A 21,725-nucleotide genomic window follows, 5' to 3' on the forward strand; every position below is an offset into this window, starting at 1 on the left:
ATGCGACCGCACGGCAGTCTCGGCGCCTTGACGCCAGCCGAGTTCGCAGCGTTAAAAAGACGGGAAACGCAACCGCCCGAGGAGGGCGAAAAAACCGGCGGACTCTACTTATGATTGGCGGGAAATTGGGGAGCAGGCCAGTCGCCGTAAATGAGCGCGGACCTTATATCTATTTTGATCAACCGGTCGCGGATTTGAGCGAGACTGCTTTCGGCCGGAAGAAAGTGGTCATAGTTGTCTGCGCGGAACAGTTGTCCATACTGCCCGGCGTGAAACGCGAACCCATAGCGAAATATGTCCTGCCAGGTAACTGCGGCAAGATCTTGAGATAGCCCGCGATAGAATTTTCGCGACCGTGCGAAGGTCCTCAGAGCAGCGGTCGCACCGCGGCGATTCAATGCGTTCAATACCTTGAAGCCGAATAGTCCTCCAAGGAGGTCATATTCGGGTCGAGGGAAGAGCGTATGGATGATTCTGGGTGTTCCAGACCCGGCAGATAAATCTTCGATCACCTTGATGAACAGAATCTTCGTCGTGAAGTGCAGCGAGATCGCTTGAAGAGCAATGCGGGTTTGTTTCTTTTGGTCTGAACCGGTACCGCCGATAAACCGTTTTCGTTCCTCAATGATTCTGATTAGGTAAGGCGCCAGACTGGGCGCACGAGAGGGATCGTAGTTCCCTGAAGCCGAATCCAGGAATACGGCTGTTAAATCTGAAACGGTCTGATTTTTGAAATCGATCAGGATCTGCACAAGTGCGGCCGCATCAAGTGATGTTCGAATGGCGCCCGGCGGTTCGGCTGTTACAGCGTTCCACGTGCATTCCGGTATCGGAGCATACTTCAGGCGCCCGTCCTGAACGTCGATAGTTTCGGTTTTTCTGAGAAAGCGGCGCTCTCGTCCATTGGAGATAACGATGAACGAGACAGGGGTTTCGAAGAAATCACTGACAGCGTAGCTTCGAGCCTGGTTTACATCTTCCTCGGTGAGGTCGTGCGAATAACGCTTGGCTTCTAGCACGGCGTATGGATAGCCTTCAGAGAGATAAAGCCCGTCATAACGGCCCTGCTCGCCTTCTCCAACAGGCACTGTGTGCTGCGCCTGGTAATCGAGCGTATCTGGTGAGGGAAAACCTTTATGGTTGTGCAAATAAGGCAGGATCAGTTTGTCGGCCGTGTCTTGCTCAGAATATTGTCGATAAGACTGCTCGGTCAGAGGCATTCGGCTAGTTCCAAAGCGAAAAGTGTTTGGCCCGACTATCTATCACAGCCGCTGCACATCGGAAAACGTCCGCCGCACCACTTCTTCCAATCTCTCCTGCCGTACCTTGACCCACGGGTTATAGTGCCGCTCGCAGACCTTGAGTGAATTTCCCAAAAGCACCGATACCGTTTCCAACGACACCCCATTTGTGAGGAGTCCAATCGCGAAACTGTCGCGAAGCTGATGCGCGTGAAACTTCACGCCGGCGAGTTTTCCGAGCCGCGCCAAAGACCGCTGCCAATCGGCCACGCCCGACTTCGGATTCCCGATACCGGACCAAAAATAGTATTCGCCATTTCCGCATCCCGCGATCGCTGCCAAGACAAATTCCGGCAACGGCAACCACACCGGCACATTCGTTTTCTGTGAATAGAGGAACAGCTTATCGCCCTGGATTTTCTTGCGGGTGAGCATCACGCAATCGCGAATCCGCAGACCCGAATATCGAAGCACGAGAAGAAATGCTTTAATCCGCTCTCCCGTCCTCGCCCCATAGACCCCTTTTTTCGGGAATTTCTCACAAGCCGCGATCAGCTTTTGAAAATCCGCATCCTCAACCGGAAGCGTCGGGCTGAACACCAATCGGGGCGGCTTCAAAAGCGTCGCCGGATTCTTTTCGGTCCACCCGCGCTCCTGACAAAATCGGAAGAACGCCCGGAGCCGCTCGATCTTCTTCCGGGATGAAATTCCGGCCAATTTCCACGTCTGCCGATATTCCGAGAGGTCGCTCAGGGAAATCGCATCGACCGGCCGCGGTCCGAATTGCGCCTTCATCTCGCGTTCCAAAAGCCGGTATTTCCCGAGAGTCTCGAGTTTCAGGTGCCGCGCCTCGGCATCCGTAATGAATTGCACGAACGCTTCGACAACCGAAACACTGCCGCCCTCAATCCGGGCCTCCCAATCCCGCACGATTTTTTGCGCCGATTCCCAATTTCGGATCCCCAGGGACTTCTTCATCCACTGGCCGTGGAGCGTTCCCTGAACCCAGATCGGGCACGAGCATTTGTTATGCTTCCGCGTGGAGTGCTTGCACCGCGCCAAGTGCCGTCGCCACAAATTCAGCATGCGGCGAGCTTAGCAGAAAGGCACGCCATTGGCACGCGCTTTCGGCATCATCCGAAAACGTAATAAAATCAGCTAGTTAGCTGGTGGAGGCGGGGGGAATTGAACCCCCGTCCGAAGGCCTTCCGGCGACGGCCACTACACGCTTAGTCTGCGAATTTTAGCTCGCGTCCGAAACGCCCACAGACGGGCTTTGCTGACGCCAGCCGGCTGAATTTTCGGGACGCCGCCCAGCCGGTGAACTGCGGTTCCCTAGCCCACTAAATGACGCCCCGACCCGCTGCCATGGGCGAGCAGCGGCGGGACGCTAGCGGCCCTTAGGCCGCCAGAGCGTAACCGTTATTGTCTGCGGGTAAATTTCGCAGTCTGCCAGTTTTACGGGTCGACAGCACCCGGCGTGCGACCATGGCCATATTGTCTTCGTCGAATCCAGTTCGCCCCCACGGACCGTGGGTTTTCGATATGAGGCCAGTCGAAACGGTTACATCATTCAATCTAAGGCTCAATCGCCGCGTTCGCAACCTGCCCTCAACCCCCCTTATCTGCGCCGCCGCCTGCGGATAAACTCGCCCTGCGATGGCACGCGACACCCGCAATGGCAAACCGTCGAGCGACGGATTCGATCTGGTCGCCGATAACCGCAAGGCGCGGCATGATTTCTTCATCGAGGAGACGCTCGAGGCCGGCCTCGCACTCACCGGCACGGAGGTCAAGTCGCTGCGGGCGCATCGCGCAAATCTGCGCGACAGTTACGCGCGCATAAAAAACGGCGAAGCGTTCCTCGAGAGCGTCCATATCGGCGCCTACGCTCCGGCGGGCCAATTCAGCCACAAGGAGACGCGCGCGCGAAAACTCCTGATGCATCGCCGCGAGATCGATCGCCTGTGGGGCCGCGTGCGCGAGAAGGGCTATTCGATCGTCCCGCTGAAACTTTATTTCAAAAACGGCCGGGCCAAGGTTGAACTGGGGCTCGCCAAGGGCAAGCACTCCTACGACAAGCGCGACGCGATCGCGCGCAAGACCTCCGAGCGTGAAATCGAGCGCGCCCTGAAAGGACGCAACCGCTAGCGCGCCTCCGGGCTCGTCGCGAGTTGACTCAATTCCGCAACCAGGCTCTGGAAGCTATCGACGCTCGCCGATAGTTCCGCCGCGGTAGAGCCGATGCTGCCCAGCACGCTCGCGGCGGTATCGTGAAATCGCGCCGGTTTGATCGCGAATCGATGCGACTCCGCGAACGCGCCTTTCTCATTGAGAAAAAATCTGCGATTCAGCGCGTAGAGCACCAGCGTCATGAAGCCCGCCGCGCGAAACAGGCATCCCGCGACGTACATCACGTCCGCGCGCTCGGCCGGCTTCGCGGCGATTGAAATTTCGAATTCCGCGTCAAAGAGATGCTTGGCTATTGCAGCGGCCCGAAATTTTTTAGGATATTCGCATACCAGGGACTTGAGTTCGGCGATCGCGCCCGCCGGATCAAACAGCGGACGGCATACATGAACTTCGCCCGCGTAAATTTGCAAATGAAATCCGAGCGGATGACCAAGCTGATAGACGCTGCGGGGGCGTCCGGCGATGCAGTCCTCGATCGCCTCGCGCACCGCGCCAATTTCACGGTAAATGAAATCGACGCGACGGCCGCGAATCTCGAGCCATCCGCCGCCGTTCACCCCCGGCCCCCATTGGCCGAACGAAGTCACCAATCCATCAAGATGACGATCGTCCAGTTCGTGTGCAGCCGCTCCCAGAGCCGCAGTCGAGAATGGATGGGCGCCGTCGTAATAGATTCCGAGATCGATATCCGATCGTTCGTCGGCGTTACCGCGCGCGCGTGATCCGCCAAGCACGATCGCTGCTACGCCGTCGATCTTCGCGACGCGGCCCGCGACCAGGCTGAGTATTTCTTCGATTTCGCGCTGACCAGCCACCCGCCGAGCTTAAGTCGCACGTCCAACTGGAGCAACGACAAGCGCCAACGCGGTCTCGATCTCAGTTCTAACTGCCGGCTGACGTATCAGCGCCGGCCTGCGCGCCGAGTGTGGTCGCGCCAGCCGCACCCAGCAAAGCCTGCAGTCTTGCGATGCGCCGGCCAAGGGGAGGATGCGTCGAAAACAGGTTGGCAAAGAATCCTTCGCTGTCTTCGCGGATGCCCTCGCGGGGGTTGACGATAAACAGATGCGCGGTGCCGGCGGTGCCTCGTTTCAGCGGCGACTCGATTTTCGCGATGTGCTCCAGCGCGCGCAGCAGCGCACGCGGGTTGCGCGTGAACTCAACCGACGACGCATCCGCAAGATATTCGCGCTGCCTCGACACCGCCATCGCAAGCAACTGCGAAAAGATCGGCGCCACCGCCGCCAGGACAATCACCGCAACCGTGATCAGCACCGCCGCCTGATTGTCGCGATCGGAACTGCTCCTGCCGCGCGCGCCGAATCCGCCGAAGAACATCCAGCGGTACACGAAATCCGAGAGCATCGCGATTCCACCGACCATCACCGCGATCATCATCATCGTGCGGATGTCGTAGTCGGCAACGTGCGACATCTCATGCCCGATCACTCCCTGCAACTCTTCCCGGTCCATCTGATCGACCAGACCCTGGGTGACGCAAATCACCGAATGGGCCAAGTCGCGTCCCGTCGCGAACGCATTCGGCGACGGATCATCCATGAGATACGGCTTGGGCACGGGCATCCGCGCCGCGGTCGCCATTTCGTTGATCACGTCGAGCACCATCTGATGTTTCGGCGTATCGGGCGTGAGCGGGCGTGCGTGAACCGAGAGCAGCACCAACGACGCGCCGCTGTAATATGACACGATCGATTGGATGCCGGCGAAGACCAGGGCGGCGATCGTCAGTACCGGGAAGCCGATCAGGTGTCCGTCGATGATCGCAATATCGCGCGCCGCAAAATCGAGGCCAAGCCCGATCGCGCCGAACAGCAGCATGAACGCGACGACCAGCACCGCAGTCTCGCGGCGATTGGTCGCTTCGAGACCCCTGAAATTGCTTGATGCCATCGAGCATGCCCGCCCGCGACGCGTGTGCTCAGGCGCGCGGCGTGGTCATCGAAAGGTCAACCTTGGGAACCGCCTGTTCTTCCGGAGCGCCTTTGAAATATTCCGCGGCCTTGAACCCGAAATTGCTGGCGATGAGATTGGTCGGGAAGATTTGGATGCGCGTGTTGAGAGCGAGCACGACGTCGTTGTATGCCTGTCGCGCGAACGCGATTTGATTTTCCGTGGTCGTCAGCTCTTCCTGCAGTTTGAGCACGTTCTCGTCGGCCTTCAACTGCGGATAGTTCTCCATCACGGCCATCAGTTTGCCCAGCCCGGTAGTGATCTGGGTCTCTGCCGCCATGCGCGAGGCCTGGTCCGGCGCGCTGACGGCCTTGGCGCGCGCCTCGACGACCTGCGTAAGGGTGTCGCGCTCGAACTGCATATAGCCTTTGACGGCTTCGATGAGATTTGGAATTAGATCATGGCGGCGTTTCAGTTGTACATCGATCTGCCGCCACGAATTATCTACCTGGTTGCGCAGACTGACTAATCGATTGTAAGCAAAGACTACCCACGCGACGATAGCCACTACGATAAACAAAAACACCATCTGCGATTCCTCCGTTGAGAGGTCAGCCCGAGGTGGCTTCGTCGGCTGCGCCCACGGCGCCGGCAGTATCGATCATTCCGACCGCCGGCGCCTGGCGCTAAAGCTTACCTGGCCGTGGCTCGAAGCGCCCACTGCGCCTGCTAGTTCTCGAACTCGACTTTGATCTTGAACGGTTTGCTCTCGGGCCGCTTTGGCACCGTCACTTCGAGCACGCCGTCCTTGTAGGCCGCCTTGATTCCGTCGTGGCTGGCGTCGTCAGGCATCGTGAACGCGCGGCGCATCGTGCCGTACGCGCGCTCGGACAGATGGACTTCGGCGTCCTTCGACCACTCGGGCTGTTTGCGCTCGGCCTCGACGATTAGATCTCCGTCCTCGACGCGAACATCGACCGATTCGCTCGCGATGCCGGCCATCTCGAAGTAGAAATGATAGCTGTCAGGATCTTCGACCACGTCCGCCGCCGGCGCCGCCTTGCGCGCGGGTTCGAGCTCGTTCCAGAGCACGTTCCAGCGGCGCAGAAGAGAATCGTTGGGGGTCAGACCGTTCGTCATCAGCACTTCCATGCGAAAGCCTCCTGCCGGTAAATTTCTCCGGTGTGATTTTTTATCTCGGGACGCCCGGCGCGGCGAAAGCTGTATGCGTCTTTCGCTCGAAGCGCCTTGCGTCCCACGATTTCAAGGTAAGTACGAACTCGCACCCGTCAAGGCCAATCGCCGCGGCGCCGCCGCCCGGCGGACCGCATCATCAATATGTTCGGACTAATTCTCGGCTACGACAGGTCTCGGCTGCGGGCCAGCGCCGCGCGAATGAAACGCGAACGGACCTGCTCTCGGGCCAGCATCCGCTGCGCCGGCGGCAGCGCGAGAAGCGTGCGGAAGACCGCGTTGAGGAAATGCGCGCCGCGCCCGGCCCCCTCGTCAAAGAGGAGCTGCGCGAGCCGGCCGCGCTCGATCACCATGCGCAGCGTGCGCTCAAGCGTGTCCTGTGGGATGTAAGGGCGCTTCCCATCGCGCCGCATGCGCATCGCACGCTTGCGGCACGCGTCGGCGCACAGACCGCAGCCGATACAGCGATCTTCGTCGATCAGCGGGTGCAGCTCGTTGGTGCGCCGCGCCTGGCTGCGCTCGGGACGCATCGTGATCGCACCGACCGGGCAGGCCCGCGCGCAGCGCGCGCATCCGGCGCACTTGTGGGGATCGGAGTGCGGCTTGAAGCCGCTGGGGTTTACCCCCTGCAGATCGTAGCGATTGATCGACTGAAGCTGGGTGCAGCAGCATGCGCAGCAGCTGCAGATGTAGGTCGGCTCCTGGCGGACGTTGTCGGCGATATGGACCAGGCCACGGGCGCGCCCGGCGGCGAGGAGCTCGAGCGCCTCCGAGCGCTCGACGGAGCGGCCGAACTTGCGGCGGATGACGAAGTCCGCGCCGGCGTTGAGCGACATGCACGTCTCCTGCGGCGCATCGCAGGCTTTGCCGAGGTGCCCGGCCTTGTGGCGGCAGTAGCAGAGCGACACGGAGCGGGATTTTGCGTCGGAGACGATCGCGGTCGCGCGCTCATAGTCCAGCACCTCGGGGACGTCGTCAGCGAGACCCGACTCGTGGACCAGCGCGCGCCCGATTACGGTCTCTTCGCCAAAGACCTCGCGCACAAACGTGTCATCGCCGTGGATGTAGGCGTCGAGCGCCTCGGCCATGCGCTTTTTCGGGATCGAGTCCTGCGTGCGCATCATCGAAAACTCGAAGAACCCGGCCATCGGCGGCGCCAGCACGTACTTGGTCTCCGCGGTTTCGGGATGGACGAGGTCGAGCACCACGCCACGGTCGCAGAGCGCATCCAGGCGCGGCTTGAGCGCCTGGGGGTCGAGGTTGAGACGCTCGGCAATCCCGTCAAGCCCGGTGGGCGCGACCGGCAGCCGCGAGGCGAGGTCGGCCTCCTCGGGGCTGTACAGGATCTCAAGGATTTCCTTCCAGCCATTCCAAGCGCGCGGGTCGCGCGGCTCCGGAAGCGCCCCCTGGGTAGCCTCCAGGCGGCGCACGAACGCGCGGTACTCCTGCTTAAGATGGCCCAAGTGCCCCATCCGAACCTCCCCCGTTAAACCGGGATTTCCGTTTTGACGCTCCGATTCCAACTCGCCGTATAGACCCAATGGTCTCGCGCTACAAGGTTTTAGCCGGTTTTGGTCCACGGTGTTTCCAGCGGCGCCGGGAGGGGTGAGTTTGGCGGTCTTCGAGACGGTCGTAATCTCTTGCGCGAATCGCCCGGTCATCTTAAAGCTCTCCTTCTTCGGCGGTATTCATGACGGCGAATTCAAGCAACGAAAACGAAACTCGCGACACGATCCTGGACGGGCGTATCACGCTGATCCAGCCCAGGCATGGCTACCGCTTCTCGGTCGAGGCGATTTTGCTCGGCCGCTTCGCGCGCGCGAGTACGCCCGAGCGAGTGCTCGAGTTGGGGGCGGGATGCGGCGTCGTATCGATCATGATGGCCGCCCTCTATCGACCGCGCGAAGTCGTGGCGATCGAGATCCAGCCGCCGCTGGCGGGCATGATCGCCCGTAGCGCAGCGATCAACGGGCTCGAGTCGGTGAATGCAATTTGTGCCGACCTTCGGCAGAGAAGAATCGCGGGAGTCGAGCCTGCAAGTTTCGACCTGGTGGTCGCGAATCCTCCCTATCGCGCGGCGGCGGCCGGCCGCGAGAATCCCGACCGCGGCCGCCGCATTGCACGCGGCGAAAGCGCCGCGGTGCTGATGGATTTCGTCGCGGCGGCGCACCGCTACGCACGCCGCGGCGCGCGGGTTGCGTTTGTCTTCACCGCACGCAGAAGCGCCGAGCTGATTTCCGCGATGCGCTCGAAGCAGCTCGAGCCCAAGCGTATCCGTTTCGTTCATCCGCGGATTGCGACGGCGGCATCGGTGATGCTGATCGAGGCCCGCGCCGGCGGCGGAATCGAAGTAACTATCGAGCCGCCGCTGATTCTCTACGAACGTCCGGGGATATACACCAGCGAAGCGCGCGCAATACTCAGTTCGGCCGGCTGAGCAATAGTATATTCGAAATTGTACTATTACTCAGACGTGAGGAATTCGCTCGCTTGATCCGCGACGTAGCCGGGCATTTCCATCGGCATAAAATGGCCCGCGCCGGCCACATCGATCACGCGCCCGTGCTTGAGCTGCTTGGCGACTTTTCCCGATAGCGCCGCGCCGAGCGAATCGTCGCGCGCGCCGAACATTATCAACAGCGGCGCCGTGCAGCGGAGAATTCGCCCGAGTCCGTCGAAATCGCGCGACGTCTCGTAGAATTTTGCCTCGATCTCGGGCGCGCATTTGAGTTCGCGCCTGCCGTCGCTCGCCGGACGCGTACCGAACCGGCAATAGTCGCGGAGAATATCCTTCTGCCAGGTGCTATACGGCGGCTTGGTGTCGAAGCTCGAGTACATCGCCTCGACGCTGTCGAAAATGCGCCTGCGCTTCAGCGTCCGCTTGACGAACGGATCGCGCCATCCGAGTTCCGGCGCAGTCACCGACTCGAAGATTACCGGCTCGACCAGGACCGCGCGTGAGATCAGGTCCGGGCGCTCGCAAGCAAGCGAGCCGATCGCCGTCGCGCCGGCGGAATGGCCGACCGCCCGGACGCCAGCCCATCCCATGGCAGTTATAAACCCTTCGAGGTCCCGCATCGTCGAGTCCCAGTTATAGTCGCCGCCGGCTGGCGCCGAACTGTCGCCGTGGCCGCGCTGATCGTAACTGTACACGTGGCCGATCGCGCGCAGCCGCTCTGCGAGCGGCCGGTAGATGCGGCCGAGAAATCCGGTCGCGTGCAGAATCACGATTGGCGTGCCGTCGCCGCCCCAATCCAGCGTATGCATCCGGATGCCGTTGACGTTCACGAAGCTCGACGCCGGTTCACTGAATTTCGAGCTGCTGCTTTGGGGATCGATTTTTTCCATGTCTCAGTGTTGCGAGGAACTACGCTCGGGACGGATTCAGCGGTTGGCTTTGTTCTCGATCGCCGCCGACTCCCGATCGACAGCTTTGGCTTCGGGAGAGCGGATGTTTTCGAGTGTAATCGTCTTGAACAGGTCGTTGCGCAGAGCGCCCATCTTCGCCAGCACGCGGTCAACGCGCGGATCGCCGCCGCTGGCGCCGTGATCGAACTCGACGGATTTGAGCGCGTCCGCCAGGACGATCGTCGAAGCCTGGCGCGCGAGAAACAGCCCCTGATTCAGCGGACCGGCGCTCGAATCAGCCTCGATTACAAAGCCGCCGGCCTTGAGCCCGTCGAGAATCGGGATAATTGCGGCTTGCGACACGAAGAGTTCGCGGGCGAGCGTCCACGACGTGACTTCGTCACCGCCGTGATAGGCGCGATCCGCCAGCCGGATCAGGATGTGCATCGTCGCTGAATACAGAAAATCCGGCGACATTGGCCCCAGCATCGGCGGCAGGTCACCGCGCTGCACCGCGGCGGTCAGTTCCGCACCGAACAGAATCACCGACCACGCGATATAGATCCAGACCAGGAAAATCGGCAGCGTCGCCATCGCGCCGTAGATTGCCCGATAGTTGGCGACACCCACCTGGAAGCGCACGTATCCCCACTGCGCGAGCTGAAACAACACCGCGGTGACAAACGAGCCGATCAGCGCGGGAACATATTTGACTTTGGTGTAGGGAAAAAAGACGAACAGGAAAAAGAATCCGGCCCACACGAACAAGTACGGCAATAGCTGGGTGATAAATGGAAAGTGGGAAATCCGCACCGAGAAAACCGCGGTCACGCCGAGCGCCGCCACGATCAGGAACGGCACCGTGAACAGCACGCTCAAATAGTCGGAGAACTTGCGAAAATAACTGCGGCTCTGCGGCACGTTGAAGATTGTGTTGAGCGCCTGCTCGACCGTGCCCATCGTGGAAATAACCGTGATGAGCAGGAACGCGCCACCCGCCGAACCCAGCGCGGCCGCATTCACGTTCTCAACGTAGCCCATCAGCTGCGACGACGATGGGCCGAGTCCCAGGTATTGCTCGACCAGCGGACGCAATCGCTGCGCGCCGCCGAATCCTTTAACCGCGGAAAATGCGAGCGCAAGAATCGGCACGATCGATAGCGCGACCGTGAAAGTCAGCGCGGACGCGCGCAGCAGATCGTTGTTGCTGATGAATCCTTCGACCGCGTGGTTCAGGGTGTGCCAGACGCGAAGCGCGGTTGTGTGCCGCGATGCCCTGGTTTTGAGGTCCAGAGTCTTGCTCTCGAGCCAGCCGGGTGTGCGTCGCGCCACGTCAGATTACAGCTGCGATACCGGCCCGCGATTCCCACCGCACGGTCGCGCCGCCTCCGATTTGCCCTTCACGAATCGATTGTCAGGGCATGACTTGCGCGATGTCAAGCGCACGGCCGCGCGGCGCGTTGCGCGCCCATGCGCTTTGCGATTAGCTCATCGTTCATGGCTCGGCTGGCAGCGCACGGAAAATACCTTCTCGACGGGGCGGAAAAATTCTACCTTCGCGGCGTTTCGTACGGGCCGTTTGCGGCGAATTCCCGCGGCGAAAGGTATCCCGAGCCCGAGCGCGTGGCCGCCGACTTCGCCCTGATGAGCCGGCTGGGCGCCAATCTGATTCGTCTCTACGTTCCACCGCCGCCGTGGATGGTCGAGGAGGCGCAGAAGGCCGGACTGCGCATGATGCTCGGCATCCCGTGGCCGTTTCACATGGCGTTTCTGGATTCACGCGACATGATGCGCGAAATCCGCGACGCGATCCGCCAGACGGTTCTCAAGACGCGCCAATTTGGCGAGACCATCGCAGCCTACAGCATCGGCAACGAGATTCGATCGGATATCGTGCGCTGGCACGGGCCGCGCGCCGTCAGCCGCTTTCTCGCCGAACTCCGTGACCTCGGAAAACAGATCGATCCCGGCGCGCTGTTCACCTACTCGAACTATCCGTCCGCCGAATATCTTGATCTGAGTTTTCTCGATTTCATTTCGTTCAATGTGTATCTGCATCGCGAGGAAGACTTCCGCCGTTACCTGACCCATCTGATGGGACAAACCGGCGAGTTACCGCTGGTGCTCAGCGAAACCGGCATGGACACGGTTCGCGAAGGCGAGCAACACCAGGCCAAACTCCTTTCATGGCAGTGCCGTGCGGCATTCGAACTGGGATTGTCCGGCTTCATCGTGTTCGCGTTCACCGACGAATGGCACACCGGCGGAGCCGAGATCACCGACTGGGCATTTGGACTGACCCGCCGCGATCGCTCGCCCAAACTCGCCTTCGATGCGGTCGCCAAGGTCTTCGGCGACAATCTGCCGCCTCCGCTGGCGGCCGCTCCCAAAGCGACCGTGGTGGTGGCCGCCTACAACGCGGCATCGACGCTTGGCGAATGTCTCTCCTCGATTCGCGAGCTCAACTATCCGGACTACGAAACCATCGTCATCGACGACGGATCGACCGATTCGACTTCTGAAATCGCCAGCCGATCCGGAGTCCGCGCGATTCGCGTCGAGCACAATGGTCTGGCCGCCGCGCGCAACGCCGGCGCCGGCGCCGCTGCCGGCAAAGTCGTCGCGTTCATCGACGCCGACGCGCGTGCCGATCGCGACTGGCTGTATCATCTGGTCGAGACGATCGAGCGCCGCGCGGCGGCGGCGGCGGCCGGCCCGAATTTCGCCCCCGCTCCCGGATCTGCCCGCGCCGCGGCGATGGCTGCCGCGCCCGGACTGCCGCGCGAGGTGCGTGCCGGCGACGATCGCCTCGCACAACTGTGCGGATGCAACATGGCAATTACCAAAGCCGCGCTGCTGAAGGCCGGCGGCTTCGATCCGATGTTTACCACCGCCGGCGACGACGTGGATCTTTCCTGGCGCCTTGCGGCGTCGGCTGAAACGCTCGCGTATGCTCCTGGAGCGATCGTGATTCACGAGCGGCGCGCGACGCTCGCTGCCTACCTGCGCCAGCAACGCGGCTACGGCGCCGGCGAGGGCTTGCTGCTGCGCAAATATCCGCTCCGGATTGCAGACCAGGACGGGATCTACGCGGGGCCGTCATGGATCGGCTCGATGTTCGGCGGCGCGCGCGTCTATTACGGCGCTTTCGGCCGCGGCCTCTTTCAAACCGTCTATTCGACCGGCAACTCGTACGCCGACCTGCCACTGACCATTCAATGGGTCGGGTTGTCGCTGATTTTTCTGATTCTTGGCGGGGTCAATCGGCTGCTGGGCGTGCTCGGCGCTGGTGGAATCGCGCTCTCAATGCTGGCCGCGGCGGCGGGCGCAGCGTCGGCGCCCTTGCCGCGCGCGCATCGCGGCCCGGCGGCGCGAATCTATCTCTGGATCGTCAATCTGCTCGGTCCTGCCGTTCGCAGTCTTGCGCGCGAGCGCGTCAAATGGCGATTCGAGCCCGCGACTGCCGGCGGCGATTGCAACGGCCCGCTTAAATTAAACGGCCAGGTCGAGTTCGTCATGCCAGCCGGCGCCTTGCGAATCGATTCCGCGACGATACTCGTTGCCATCCGCGAGGCACTGGTTCGCCGCGGCGTCGCAGTGGCCGAGACCGACGGCTTCCAGTCCTACGATCTCGAGATCATCGTTGCGCCGATGATTCGCGTGCCGATAAACGCGTTGCTCCAGGGCGACGGCAGCATCGCGCTGCTCTGGCGTCTCCGATTGGCGCCGCGCCGGGGGCTGATCGCCGCGGCGATCACGCTGCTGATTTTGTTGGCCGCGGGATTCTCAGCGCGGGCGGGAATCGCCGGCGTAATATGCGCCGCAATCGCAGTCGGGCTGTTGGCGATCAATCGCGCGCGGCGTATCCCCGCGATCATTAAAGCCGGCGCCGCCGAAGTAGCCGGATCGCTTGGAATATCAATGGCAAAGCGCTCGGAAGACGAAACGTGATGCGCACGCTGGAACTTTACAGCCACGTTATTCGCAGGATGCGTCCGCATCTGGGCCGTCTCGCGATCGCGATCGGCGGCGTGCTGCTTGCGTCGGCGACCGAGGTGCTCAAGCCGTGGCCGCTCAAGATTGTAATCGACAATGTGCTGCGCGGCGCGCCGATGGTGAGCAAATGGATCCCACCGATGCCGCGCGGCGAGCTTCTGGCAGCCGCGTGCATCAGCCTCGTCACCTTGTACGCGCTGCTCGGCCTGCTCAACGTCATGACGAATTACGTCACCGTTTCGATCGGCCAGCGGATGGTCAACGAGTTGCGCGCGCGCCTGTTCGATCATTTGCAGAGCCTTTCGCTGTCATTTCATCGCCGGCGCGAAGTCGGCGACTTGATGGTGCGCATCACCTACGACACCTACTCGATTCAAACGATCGCCATGAATGGATTCTTCCCGGTGTTGTCGTCGCTGATTCTGCTGAGCGGGATGTTCGTTGTGATGATCAGGATGGACGCGACGCTGACGCTCGTAGCGCTTGCCATAGTACCGCTCCTGATTGGGCTGATCATGTCGATCAGCGGTCGAATCGACGCGATCGCGGGTGGCGCGCGAATCAAGGAAAGCCGTCTGTTCACCGTCGCGCACAGCGCGCTCGCCGCGATACACGTCGTGCAGGCCTTCACGCGCGAGGCCGAGTCGTACCGCGAGTTCGTCGAATCGAGCAGTGAAAGTCTGGACGCGACGCTGCGCTTGTACACCCTGCAAACGATTTACGCCGGCGCGGTCGGGGTGTTGATCGCGTGCGGCACGGCGATCGTGATTTACCTCGGCGCGCAGCACGTCCTTGATGGGCGGCTGACGATCGGTGACCTGATCGTTTTCACGACTTATCTCGCCTCGCTCTACGCGCCGGTGAACCAGATTTCCCAAACCTACGGACAGATCGAAGGCGCGAAGGCGGGACTCAGGCGATGCCTCGAGTTGCTCGCAATAGATCCTGAAATCAAGGACCGTGCGGGCGCGCAGACGCTTGGCCGCTCGCGCGGTGAGATCGAATTCGACAATGTCGTGTTCGGCTACGAACCGGGCCGGACCGTGCTCAAGGGGATCAGCTTCAAGGCTGCGCCGGGCGAGACCATCGCGATCGTCGGTCCGAGCGGCTCGGGAAAAACCACGATGGCCAGTCTGCTCGCGCGCTTTTACGAACCACAACAGGGCGCGATCAAGATTGACGGCAACGATACCCGATACCTCACCCTCGATTCGATCCGCGGCAACATCGCGATGGTCCTGCAACCGCCGCTGGTGCTCGGCGACACGATGCGCGTCAACGTCGCGTTCGGGAAGCCGGCGGTTGACGACGCGAAAGTGCTCCGCGCGATCGAAATGGCGCGGCTCGGACCCGTGCTCGCCAAGTTGCCGGCCGGCCTGAACGAAGTGTTGGGACAGGGCGGACACAGCCTTTCCGAGGGGGAGGCGCAGCGCGTCACGATTGCACGCGCGTTGCTGAAAGACGCGCCGATTCTAATCATGGATGAACCGACCAGCGCGCTGGATAGTGAAACCGAATCGCTGGTGCTCGCCGCCGTGCGCGAGGCGATGCGCGGCCGGACCACGCTGGTGATCGCGCACCGGCTCTCGACGGTTCAGAACGCCGATCGAATACTGGTGCTGCGCGATGGCGTAATTGCCGAGCAGGGAACCTTCAACGAGTTACTGGCTCAAGGCGGCTTCTTCAGCTACCTCTACAACATTCAGGCGTGGAGCCGCGAAGCCGCCGGCTAAAGGCGCCGCGCATTTGCCGGGAAGATAGATGCTTACAATTGGTCTCACTGGTGGAATCGGTTCGGGCAAGAGCACCGTCGCGCAAATCCTCGGCGAATTCGGTGCGCCGATTCTCGACGCCGACAAAATCGCGCACACCACCTATGCTCCCGGCGGTCCCGCCTACGACGCAGTCGTCGCGGCCTTCGGCGCGGCTATTGTTGCTCCCGATCGCACAATCGATCGCAAGCAACTCGGTTCCATCGTGTTTGGAAATCCCGAGCAACTGGGCAGGCTGACGTCGATCGTATGGCCCGCCACGTTCGAGAGCATCCGCCGCAACGTCGCCGAATTGCGCGCGAGCGGTACCAAGATGCCGATCGTGGTCGAGGCTGCGATTCTGATCGAGGCAAATTGGCAACCGCTGTTCGACGAAATCTGGCTGGTGCGCGCCTCGCGCGAGCAAGTGGTCGCCCGAATCGAGCGCCAACGCGGGCTGAAACCCGCTGAAACCGAGGCGCGAATCCGCGCGCAGTTGCCCGACGAGCAACGCGCGAAACATGCCAGCTTAGTGATCGACAACAATGGATCGCTCGACGAGTTGCGCGGCCTGCTGAAATCGGTGTGGTCCGATGCACTCAAGCGAAACGCTTAGGCACGAAGCGCCGCCAGCACCGCGAACGTAACGACTTCAACCAGCGCACATCCTCCCGCCAGCATGTAACCCGAGGCCCCGCCCATGCGGCGGCTGAGCACCAGGCGCATCGCAAGAATGGTCAGCGCCAGCGCGACGATCACCGCCAGCCCGAGGTTTTGATACAGCCCCATCGTGAGTCCCAGCGCGACCGCGCTGGAGACGGCGAACTCGCGAAACGAAATGCCGCCTTCATACGGGAGGCCGAGACCCCAATGCTCCAGCGGTTTCAGCCCGTAGCCGATCGGAATGATCGCCCATCGCGACAGCATCATCGCCATCACGATCGCCGCCGCCCGTCCCGCGTCGTCGATGATTCGCGACAAGCACCAGACCTCGAATGCGAACGCTATGATCGCAGCAATCGCCCCGACCGGTCCGATTCGCGCCAGTCCGGTCGAGGCCGGCCGTGTGCCGCGCCGAAGCACTTCCACCGTGTCTGCGACTGCGCGATTTGCCAGCCCCAGCGACAGCCCCGCGGCTATTATCAGCACGACGAACGAGCGTCCGACCGGTCCGGATACCAAGCCGGCGGTTCGATCGGCAATCGCGAGAACTGCGCCGAGGACAAACCCGACAATCGGGAAATAGACCATCGCGCGCACGCGCTGCGCGGCGGTGCCCTGCGATCTTTCGTCGAGGACTGGCCACAGTGTCAGCGTCGCGGCTGCCAGCACGGCTTCGAACAGCAATTCGCGCACACTTGGAAGACTCGTATCGCCCGCCGATTCCATCGCGACCCCGGTTGAATATTCGAAATCTGACTAATCACTCGCCCCCAAACCAGTTCTAACAGGGACGACGTCCCGCATCTTCATCTTAGTACCGGGTGCAGCGGGTCACCCCTGGCCGTGGCGACGGCAGCGCCGTATTAAGCCGTTGGCAGTGGCCGCGCGCGACAACGGAGCGCGGCCTTAATACCGGGTGCAGGGCTCAGCCCTGCCTAGTGCTTCTCGAACTGTTTGTCGCCGAACAGTATCTCCCAGGTTTTTTTGTCATGGGCCGGTTGATTCGCCTTTGCCGCCGCGCGCATCCTTTCTACTACCTCGCTCATCACGGCGAAGCCGCGCTGGGTCGCCGGCCGCGCGCGCAGCTCGTCGTACCATCTCTTCAGGTTCGGAAAATCTTCGAGGTTCTGTCCCTGCATCGAATGCGGCACCAGCCACGGGTAGGTCGCGATATCGGCGATCGAGTAATCGCCCGCCAGGTACTTCGCTTCGCCCAGGCGCTTGTCGATCACTGCGTAAATGCGCTTGGCTTCGTTGGTGTAACGGTTGATCGCATACTCGAGTTTCTCGGGCGCGTAGCGGCGGAAGTGATGCGCCTGGCCGAGCATCGGGCCGACGCTTGCCATCTGAAACATCAGCCACTGGATCACGTTGTACTTTCCGCGCGTGTCCGACGGCATCAGCTGGCCGGTCTTCTCGGCCAGGTACATCAGAATCGCGCCCGACTCGAAAATCGAAATCGGTTTTCCGCCGGGGCCGTCGGGATCGGTGATCGCGGGCATTTTGTTGTTCGGGCTGATTTTCAGGAACTCGGGCTTGAACTGATCGCCCGCGCCGATATTGAGCGGGATCACATTGTACTTGAGGCCGACTTCCTCGAGCATCCAGGTTACCTTGTAGCCGTTGGGCGTTGGCCAGAAATATAGGTCGATCATCCGCAACTCCTTGTGCGATTAACCGAAGCGAAGCGAAGCGTCCGTTTTATATTGCAACTTGGATCAGTCCGGCGCGCGACGCAAGATGAAATCGCGCCTAGCGCGGCATCAGATCCAATTCCGCCTCGGCCGACGACTGCGCGCGGGCAAACCCTGGATCGAGCGGATGATACTCACCGCGGCTCCAGGGGCCGATCATATCGTCGTAGTGCCGCGACGCCGGGTGATCCGATTCGCCGCTGTGATTCATTCCGAGCGCGCCTTCGGGATCGCCAAGGTCCGTAATGAACCGGTACGACGAAATCTGAGTGACCTTGAATTGATCCGGCGCATCACCACCCAAATCGAACCACGAGTTGTTCACCGTATGCCGCCCGCCTTCGGTCGGGAACGGCCCGCGGTTGAAGTACCATCCGAGCACGCCGCCGCGCTCGCCCAGCGGATGGGCAAACTCGATCGTCTCCATCGCGCCCCATCGCCACTTGCCGCGATCGTTGCCGAGTCTCTGCGCAAGCAGCGCGAGCGAATCCTTCAGACTCGCGCGCAACGTCGCATTCGCATTGCCGGCGCCGCCCGGCCACAGCGAACTTGCCGGTCGCACGATGATGTCTTCGCTCGCCGGATATGCTCCGCCGTCCTCGATCAGCATGAACGATTTGTAATCGGCGCCGAGAATAGGCTTGAACACCCGTTGCGCCATCGTCACTTCGGTCGCCGCGACAATCGCAGCCGGCCTGCTGCTCGCCGTCATGGCGCCGTCCCATCCACGGATTTCGCCAAGCGCCCATCGCACGTCTTCGTCGCCGCCGTCACCGGCCCGTACGAGCGCGTCGCGCAGCTTGAGCGCGAAGATCGATACGCGGTCGCGCTGGATCAACTTGAAATCGTCCGCCGTCATCTTGTCGCGCGCGCGGATCAAATCCGAGATACGATCGAAGCGCCACGGCGCGATCCAACTTCCATTCCAAGGTACGTCGGCCAGGCGATTGTTCGCAGTGACGATGAAATGCGAGGGCGGATTCTCGGTATGCGGCAAACTGTCGAATGGGATCATTCCGTTCCATTCGAACTTTCCGGTGAATCCCGCGGTCGGGTATTTGCCATCGAAGCCGGTGCGATTCGGGATCGCGCCAACGATATGCCATCCGATATTTCCCGAATCATCGCCCCAAACAAGATTGAGCGGCGTCGTCGTGAAGGTGCGATAGGCCTCGACCAGCTCCTTTCCCGTGCGCGCGGTGGCCGACCCGAAGCCAAACCCCGCCGCCGGCCCGGGAGTCAGTCCCGCAAATCGCAGGGAGAGCGCGTAATTTCCCCGCAGCTTGACCCCGGTCAGCGGGTTGTCCTCGCGCGCAAGCACGTCGCTGACTATGGGGCCGTGGCGCGTCGAGAGGATCGTCCGGGTCACGTCGCGCGCGTCTCTGACGTGAATCGTCACGTCGCGCCGCTCCAGCGGAAGCCATTTTCCCTGGAACTCGTAATTTTTGCCGTCGGCCGAGAGATGCTCGAGGCTGAGATCCATCACATCCGCGCACACGCTCGTCACGCCCCACGCGACATGGCCGTTGGTGCCGATCGCGACTGCCGGGGAACCCGCAGCCAGCGCGCCTGAGGTGAAGCCGTCGGGAGTGACCAGCACCGCCTCGTACCAAATCGACGGGATCGATTGCGGCAGATGCGGGTCGCTCGCGAGCATCGGCTTGCCCGAAATCGACTTGGTGCCATCGACCACCCAGTTGTTGCTCGCGGGGATGCCCATATGCCCGATGCGCGCGAAGCCGGGCGCGAGCGCGAAGCCGGATGGGAGATAGTCCGAGAACTTTGCGTCGCCGAACACCGCGGTCGTCTCGGGCGGCGGCGCCTCCAGCGGCAGCGACGGATACACCGGCATCAGCGCGGCGATCTCGCTCGGCGCCACCTTCGGCGCGAGGTTGATATACACCGATTCCTCGGTCGCGTTGTAACCGAGCAACGTCGCAATCGTCAGCGCGCCGGCTTCGAGATCTTCGGCCGTGTAATGCGCCGGCTTGATGCCGAGCAGCCGGAACGCGGGCTCCAGACTGTTCTGATGACCGTCGATATAAGCGTTGATTCCGCCGACGAACGCGTCCACTTGCGCGCGCATCTTGGGCGGATAGGTCGCGACACTGTCGCGTGCGAATTTCTCAGGATCGAACAGCCGATAGACATAATCGCTTTCGACCAGGTCGGCGCCAAACACTTCGGCCAGACGGCCCTCGGCCAGCCGCCGGCGCATCTCGAGCTGGAACAGCCTATCCTGCGCCTGCGTGTAGCCCAGCGCGCGGGCGAGGTCGAGCCGGTTCTGTGCATAGATATGCGGCACGCCGGCCGCGTCGCGAATCACCTTGACCGGCGCAATCAGCCCGCCGAGATGGACTACGCCAGACTCCGGCGCGAGCCCGCTCTGGGTCGTTTGGTAGAACAACCCCGTCATCACGGCCACAAAAATGAACGCGACCACGAGTCCGACCACCGTGCGTCTGCGCGCGCGCGGCGAACGATACTGAGGGCGCCGGGGACCCTGGCTTGGATGCTCCGTCATCGGGGTCACACTGGATCGGCGGAGACGGTGCGCGCAAGCCTAGGTGGGCATCGAATCGGTGTCGTTGTCGCCCTTGCGCACGCCCATCAGGTAGGCCTGGATGAACTCGTCGATCGCGCCGTCGAGCACCGCGCCGGTGTTGCCGACCTCGACGCCGGTGCGATGGTCCTTGACCATCTGATAGGGCTGAAGCACGTACGAACGGATCTGACTGCCCCAGGCGATCTCTTTTTTGTCCTTGCTGAACTTCTCGAGCTCTTCTTTTTTCTTGCGCTGCTCGAGTTCGAACAGCCGCGCGCGCAGTATCTTCATCGCCATCGCGCGGTTCTTGTGCTGCGAGCGTTCATTCTGGCAGGTCACGACGATATTGGTCGGGAGATGCGTGAATCGCACAGCCGAGTCGGTCTTGTTGACGTGCTGGCCGCCCGCACCCGATGCGCGGAACGTATCGATTCTCAAGTCGGCCGGATTGATCGTTATCTCGACCTTGTCGTCAACCGCCGGAAAAACAAAGACCGACGCGAACGAAGTATGGCGCCGCGCATTGGCGTCGTACGGCGAGATTCGCACCAGCCGATGAATCCCGGCCTCGGCCCTCAAATATCCGTACGCGAAGTCTCCTTCGACCGTGACGGTTGCGCTCTTGATTCCCGCGCCGTCGCCCGGTTGCAGGTCTGCAATCTCGGTTTTGAAGCCGCGCCGCTCGGCCCATCGTAGATAAAGGCGCAGCAACATCTCGGCCCAGTCCTGCGCCTCCATGCCGCCGGCGCCGGGATGTATCGAAACGATCGCGCCGAGGCGATCGTACTCGCCGCCAAGCATCAGCCGCAGCTCCTGGCGCTCGAGCTCGGCTCGCGACGCCTCCAGGGCGGCGGCAGTCTCGCGCGCCGCTTCGGAATCGTCGGCGCCTTCCTCTTCGGCCATCTGCAGAAACACGCGCGCCTCGTCCAGCTTGTCGCGCAGCATCTTGTAGCCCGCCAGCTGAGCGCGAATCTGCTCCTGCTCCTTGAGCGCGGCTTGCGCGGTGTCCTGCCGATCCCAGAAGTCGGGCTTGGCGGATTGTTCGACGAGTTGGTTCTGGCGGGCAGTCAGTGCGGGGACGTCAAAGACGCCTCCCGAGCTTTTCGGCGCGGTCGTCGAACTCGGAAAGCTGCTGTCTCATGTCGCTGAGCATCGAAAATTTACCTCACGCCGGCGCCGTCGGACGGTCAAT

18 protein-coding genes and 1 other RNA gene are annotated in these 21,725 nt (G+C 61.9%); 5 read left to right on the top strand and 14 right to left on the bottom strand.

What is annotated here, in order from left to right; translation table 11 throughout:
* Positions 1 to 104: 104 nt before the first annotated feature.
* From VIO10_RS12155 to ssrA, 3 genes are all read right to left on the bottom strand, one after another.
* On the bottom strand, positions 105 to 1,220 hold the full coding sequence (locus VIO10_RS12155; protein ID WP_331964394.1) for a type I restriction endonuclease: 1,116 nt from the start codon (positions 1,218 to 1,220) through the stop codon (positions 105 to 107).
* Between the two features lie 42 nt (positions 1,221 to 1,262).
* Entirely contained in the window at positions 1,263 to 2,303 is a 1,041-nt protein-coding gene (locus tag VIO10_RS12160) for a tyrosine-type recombinase/integrase (RefSeq protein ID WP_331964397.1), read from the bottom strand.
* A 105-nt stretch (positions 2,304 to 2,408) separates the two neighbouring features.
* Positions 2,409 to 2,766, bottom strand: a transfer-messenger RNA (tmRNA) gene (ssrA, locus tag VIO10_RS12165).
* 134 nt (positions 2,767 to 2,900) lie between these two features.
* Between ssrA and smpB the strand changes: the two genes are divergently transcribed.
* A complete protein-coding gene (gene smpB / locus VIO10_RS12170; protein WP_331964400.1) occupies positions 2,901 to 3,392 on the top strand; it encodes an SsrA-binding protein SmpB in 492 nt (163 codons plus the stop codon).
* On the opposite strand, the gene VIO10_RS12175 is transcribed toward smpB, so the two are convergent.
* From VIO10_RS12175 to VIO10_RS12195, 5 genes are all read right to left on the bottom strand, one after another.
* Positions 3,389 to 4,249, bottom strand: a complete 861-nt coding sequence (locus tag VIO10_RS12175; RefSeq protein ID WP_331964403.1) for a nucleotidyltransferase domain-containing protein — start codon at positions 4,247 to 4,249, stop codon at positions 3,389 to 3,391. The two genes, smpB and VIO10_RS12175, sit on opposite strands and share 4 nt — an antisense overlap.
* 67 nt (positions 4,250 to 4,316) lie before the next feature.
* A complete protein-coding gene (locus VIO10_RS12180) occupies positions 4,317 to 5,342 on the bottom strand; it encodes a M48 family metallopeptidase (RefSeq protein WP_331964406.1) in 1,026 nt (341 codons plus the stop codon).
* A gap of 28 nt (positions 5,343 to 5,370) precedes the next feature.
* Positions 5,371 to 5,931 (bottom strand): LemA family protein, encoded by a 561-nt coding sequence (locus tag VIO10_RS12185; protein WP_331964409.1) that lies wholly within the window; start codon positions 5,929 to 5,931, stop codon positions 5,371 to 5,373.
* Between the two features lie 140 nt (positions 5,932 to 6,071).
* Positions 6,072 to 6,494 carry an Hsp20/alpha crystallin family protein gene (locus VIO10_RS12190; RefSeq protein WP_331964412.1) on the bottom strand — a complete coding sequence of 141 codons (423 nt, stop codon included), beginning with the start codon at positions 6,492 to 6,494 and terminating at the stop codon, positions 6,072 to 6,074.
* A gap of 206 nt (positions 6,495 to 6,700) precedes the next feature.
* Positions 6,701 to 7,999 carry a 4Fe-4S binding protein gene (locus VIO10_RS12195; protein WP_331964415.1) on the bottom strand — a complete coding sequence of 433 codons (1,299 nt, stop codon included), beginning with the start codon at positions 7,997 to 7,999 and terminating at the stop codon, positions 6,701 to 6,703.
* Between the two features lie 227 nt (positions 8,000 to 8,226).
* On the opposite strand from VIO10_RS12195, the gene VIO10_RS12200 reads away from it, so the two are divergent.
* Entirely contained in the window at positions 8,227 to 8,973 is a 747-nt protein-coding gene (locus VIO10_RS12200; protein ID WP_331964418.1) for a tRNA1(Val) (adenine(37)-N6)-methyltransferase, read from the top strand.
* A gap of 26 nt (positions 8,974 to 8,999) precedes the next feature.
* Here VIO10_RS12200 and VIO10_RS12205 read toward each other — a convergent pair whose 3' ends face one another.
* Both VIO10_RS12205 and VIO10_RS12210 read right to left on the bottom strand, forming a co-directional pair.
* On the bottom strand, positions 9,000 to 9,884 hold the full coding sequence (locus tag VIO10_RS12205) for an alpha/beta hydrolase (RefSeq protein ID WP_331964421.1): 885 nt from the start codon (positions 9,882 to 9,884) through the stop codon (positions 9,000 to 9,002).
* A 36-nt stretch (positions 9,885 to 9,920) separates the two neighbouring features.
* Positions 9,921 to 11,216, bottom strand: coding sequence for a YhjD/YihY/BrkB family envelope integrity protein (locus VIO10_RS12210; RefSeq protein WP_331964424.1), 1,296 nt, complete (start codon positions 11,214 to 11,216; stop codon positions 9,921 to 9,923).
* A gap of 165 nt (positions 11,217 to 11,381) precedes the next feature.
* On the opposite strand from VIO10_RS12210, the gene VIO10_RS12215 reads away from it, so the two are divergent.
* The 3 genes from VIO10_RS12215 to coaE are packed head-to-tail and all read left to right on the top strand — an operon-like array spanning position 11,382 to position 16,247.
* Positions 11,382 to 13,835 carry a glycosyltransferase gene (locus VIO10_RS12215; protein ID WP_331964427.1) on the top strand — a complete coding sequence of 818 codons (2,454 nt, stop codon included), beginning with the start codon at positions 11,382 to 11,384 and terminating at the stop codon, positions 13,833 to 13,835.
* Positions 13,835 to 15,613: an ABC transporter ATP-binding protein gene (locus VIO10_RS12220; protein ID WP_331964430.1), complete on the top strand. Its 1,779-nt coding sequence runs from the start codon at positions 13,835 to 13,837 to the stop codon at positions 15,611 to 15,613. Before VIO10_RS12215 ends, VIO10_RS12220 begins: the two co-directional genes overlap by 1 nt.
* 28 nt (positions 15,614 to 15,641) lie before the next feature.
* On the top strand, positions 15,642 to 16,247 hold the full coding sequence (gene coaE, locus VIO10_RS12225; protein WP_331964433.1) for a dephospho-CoA kinase: 606 nt from the start codon (positions 15,642 to 15,644) through the stop codon (positions 16,245 to 16,247).
* Here coaE and VIO10_RS12230 read toward each other — a convergent pair.
* The 4 genes from VIO10_RS12230 to prfB all read right to left on the bottom strand — a co-directional run bounded on the left by VIO10_RS12230 (position 16,244) and on the right by prfB (position 21,686).
* Positions 16,244 to 17,020, bottom strand: coding sequence for an adenosylcobinamide-GDP ribazoletransferase (locus VIO10_RS12230; protein ID WP_331964436.1), 777 nt, complete (start codon positions 17,018 to 17,020; stop codon positions 16,244 to 16,246). The two genes, coaE and VIO10_RS12230, sit on opposite strands and share 4 nt — an antisense overlap.
* A 209-nt stretch (positions 17,021 to 17,229) precedes the next feature.
* On the bottom strand, positions 17,230 to 17,949 hold the full coding sequence (locus VIO10_RS12235) for a glutathione S-transferase N-terminal domain-containing protein (protein ID WP_331964439.1): 720 nt from the start codon (positions 17,947 to 17,949) through the stop codon (positions 17,230 to 17,232).
* 97 nt (positions 17,950 to 18,046) lie between these two features.
* On the bottom strand, positions 18,047 to 20,512 hold the full coding sequence (locus tag VIO10_RS12240) for a penicillin acylase family protein (RefSeq protein ID WP_331964442.1): 2,466 nt from the start codon (positions 20,510 to 20,512) through the stop codon (positions 18,047 to 18,049).
* A gap of 39 nt (positions 20,513 to 20,551) precedes the next feature.
* Positions 20,552 to 21,686 (bottom strand): peptide chain release factor 2 gene (prfB, locus tag VIO10_RS12245; RefSeq protein ID WP_333783813.1). Its coding sequence is split into 2 segments (ribosomal slippage): positions 20,552 to 21,616 and positions 21,618 to 21,686, totalling 1,134 coding nucleotides; the frame shifts between segments, so codons are not numbered across the junction.
* Between the last annotated feature and the right edge of the window lie 39 nt (positions 21,687 to 21,725).

The sequence above is a fragment of the Candidatus Binatus sp. genome (assembly GCF_036567905.1).
Classification (GTDB): Bacteria; Desulfobacterota; Binatia; order Binatales; family Binataceae; genus Binatus.

What these genes read in the sequence shown, in the direction of transcription:
- VIO10_RS12180 (WP_331964406.1), bottom strand. Translation starts at nt 5,342, where the DNA reads ATGGCATCAAGCAATTTCAGGGGTCTCGAAGCGACCAATCGCCGCGAG.
- VIO10_RS12200 (WP_331964418.1), top strand. Translation starts at nt 8,227, where the DNA reads ATGACGGCGAATTCAAGCAACGAAAACGAAACTCGCGACACGATCCTG.
- coaE (WP_331964433.1), top strand. Translation starts at nt 15,642, where the DNA reads ATGCTTACAATTGGTCTCACTGGTGGAATCGGTTCGGGCAAGAGCACC.
- VIO10_RS12215 (WP_331964427.1), top strand. Translation starts at nt 11,382, where the DNA reads ATGGCTCGGCTGGCAGCGCACGGAAAATACCTTCTCGACGGGGCGGAA.
- VIO10_RS12230 (WP_331964436.1), bottom strand. Translation starts at nt 17,020, where the DNA reads ATGGAATCGGCGGGCGATACGAGTCTTCCAAGTGTGCGCGAATTGCTG.
- VIO10_RS12190 (WP_331964412.1), bottom strand. Translation starts at nt 6,494, where the DNA reads ATGGAAGTGCTGATGACGAACGGTCTGACCCCCAACGATTCTCTTCTG.
- VIO10_RS12235 (WP_331964439.1), bottom strand. Translation starts at nt 17,949, where the DNA reads ATGATCGACCTATATTTCTGGCCAACGCCCAACGGCTACAAGGTAACC.
- VIO10_RS12185 (WP_331964409.1), bottom strand. Translation starts at nt 5,931, where the DNA reads ATGGTGTTTTTGTTTATCGTAGTGGCTATCGTCGCGTGGGTAGTCTTT.
- VIO10_RS12205 (WP_331964421.1), bottom strand. Translation starts at nt 9,884, where the DNA reads ATGGAAAAAATCGATCCCCAAAGCAGCAGCTCGAAATTCAGTGAACCG.
- smpB (WP_331964400.1), top strand. Translation starts at nt 2,901, where the DNA reads ATGGCACGCGACACCCGCAATGGCAAACCGTCGAGCGACGGATTCGAT.
- VIO10_RS12155 (WP_331964394.1), bottom strand. Translation starts at nt 1,220, where the DNA reads ATGCCTCTGACCGAGCAGTCTTATCGACAATATTCTGAGCAAGACACG.
- VIO10_RS12240 (WP_331964442.1), bottom strand. Translation starts at nt 20,512, where the DNA reads ATGACGGAGCATCCAAGCCAGGGTCCCCGGCGCCCTCAGTATCGTTCG.
- VIO10_RS12220 (WP_331964430.1), top strand. Translation starts at nt 13,835, where the DNA reads ATGCGCACGCTGGAACTTTACAGCCACGTTATTCGCAGGATGCGTCCG.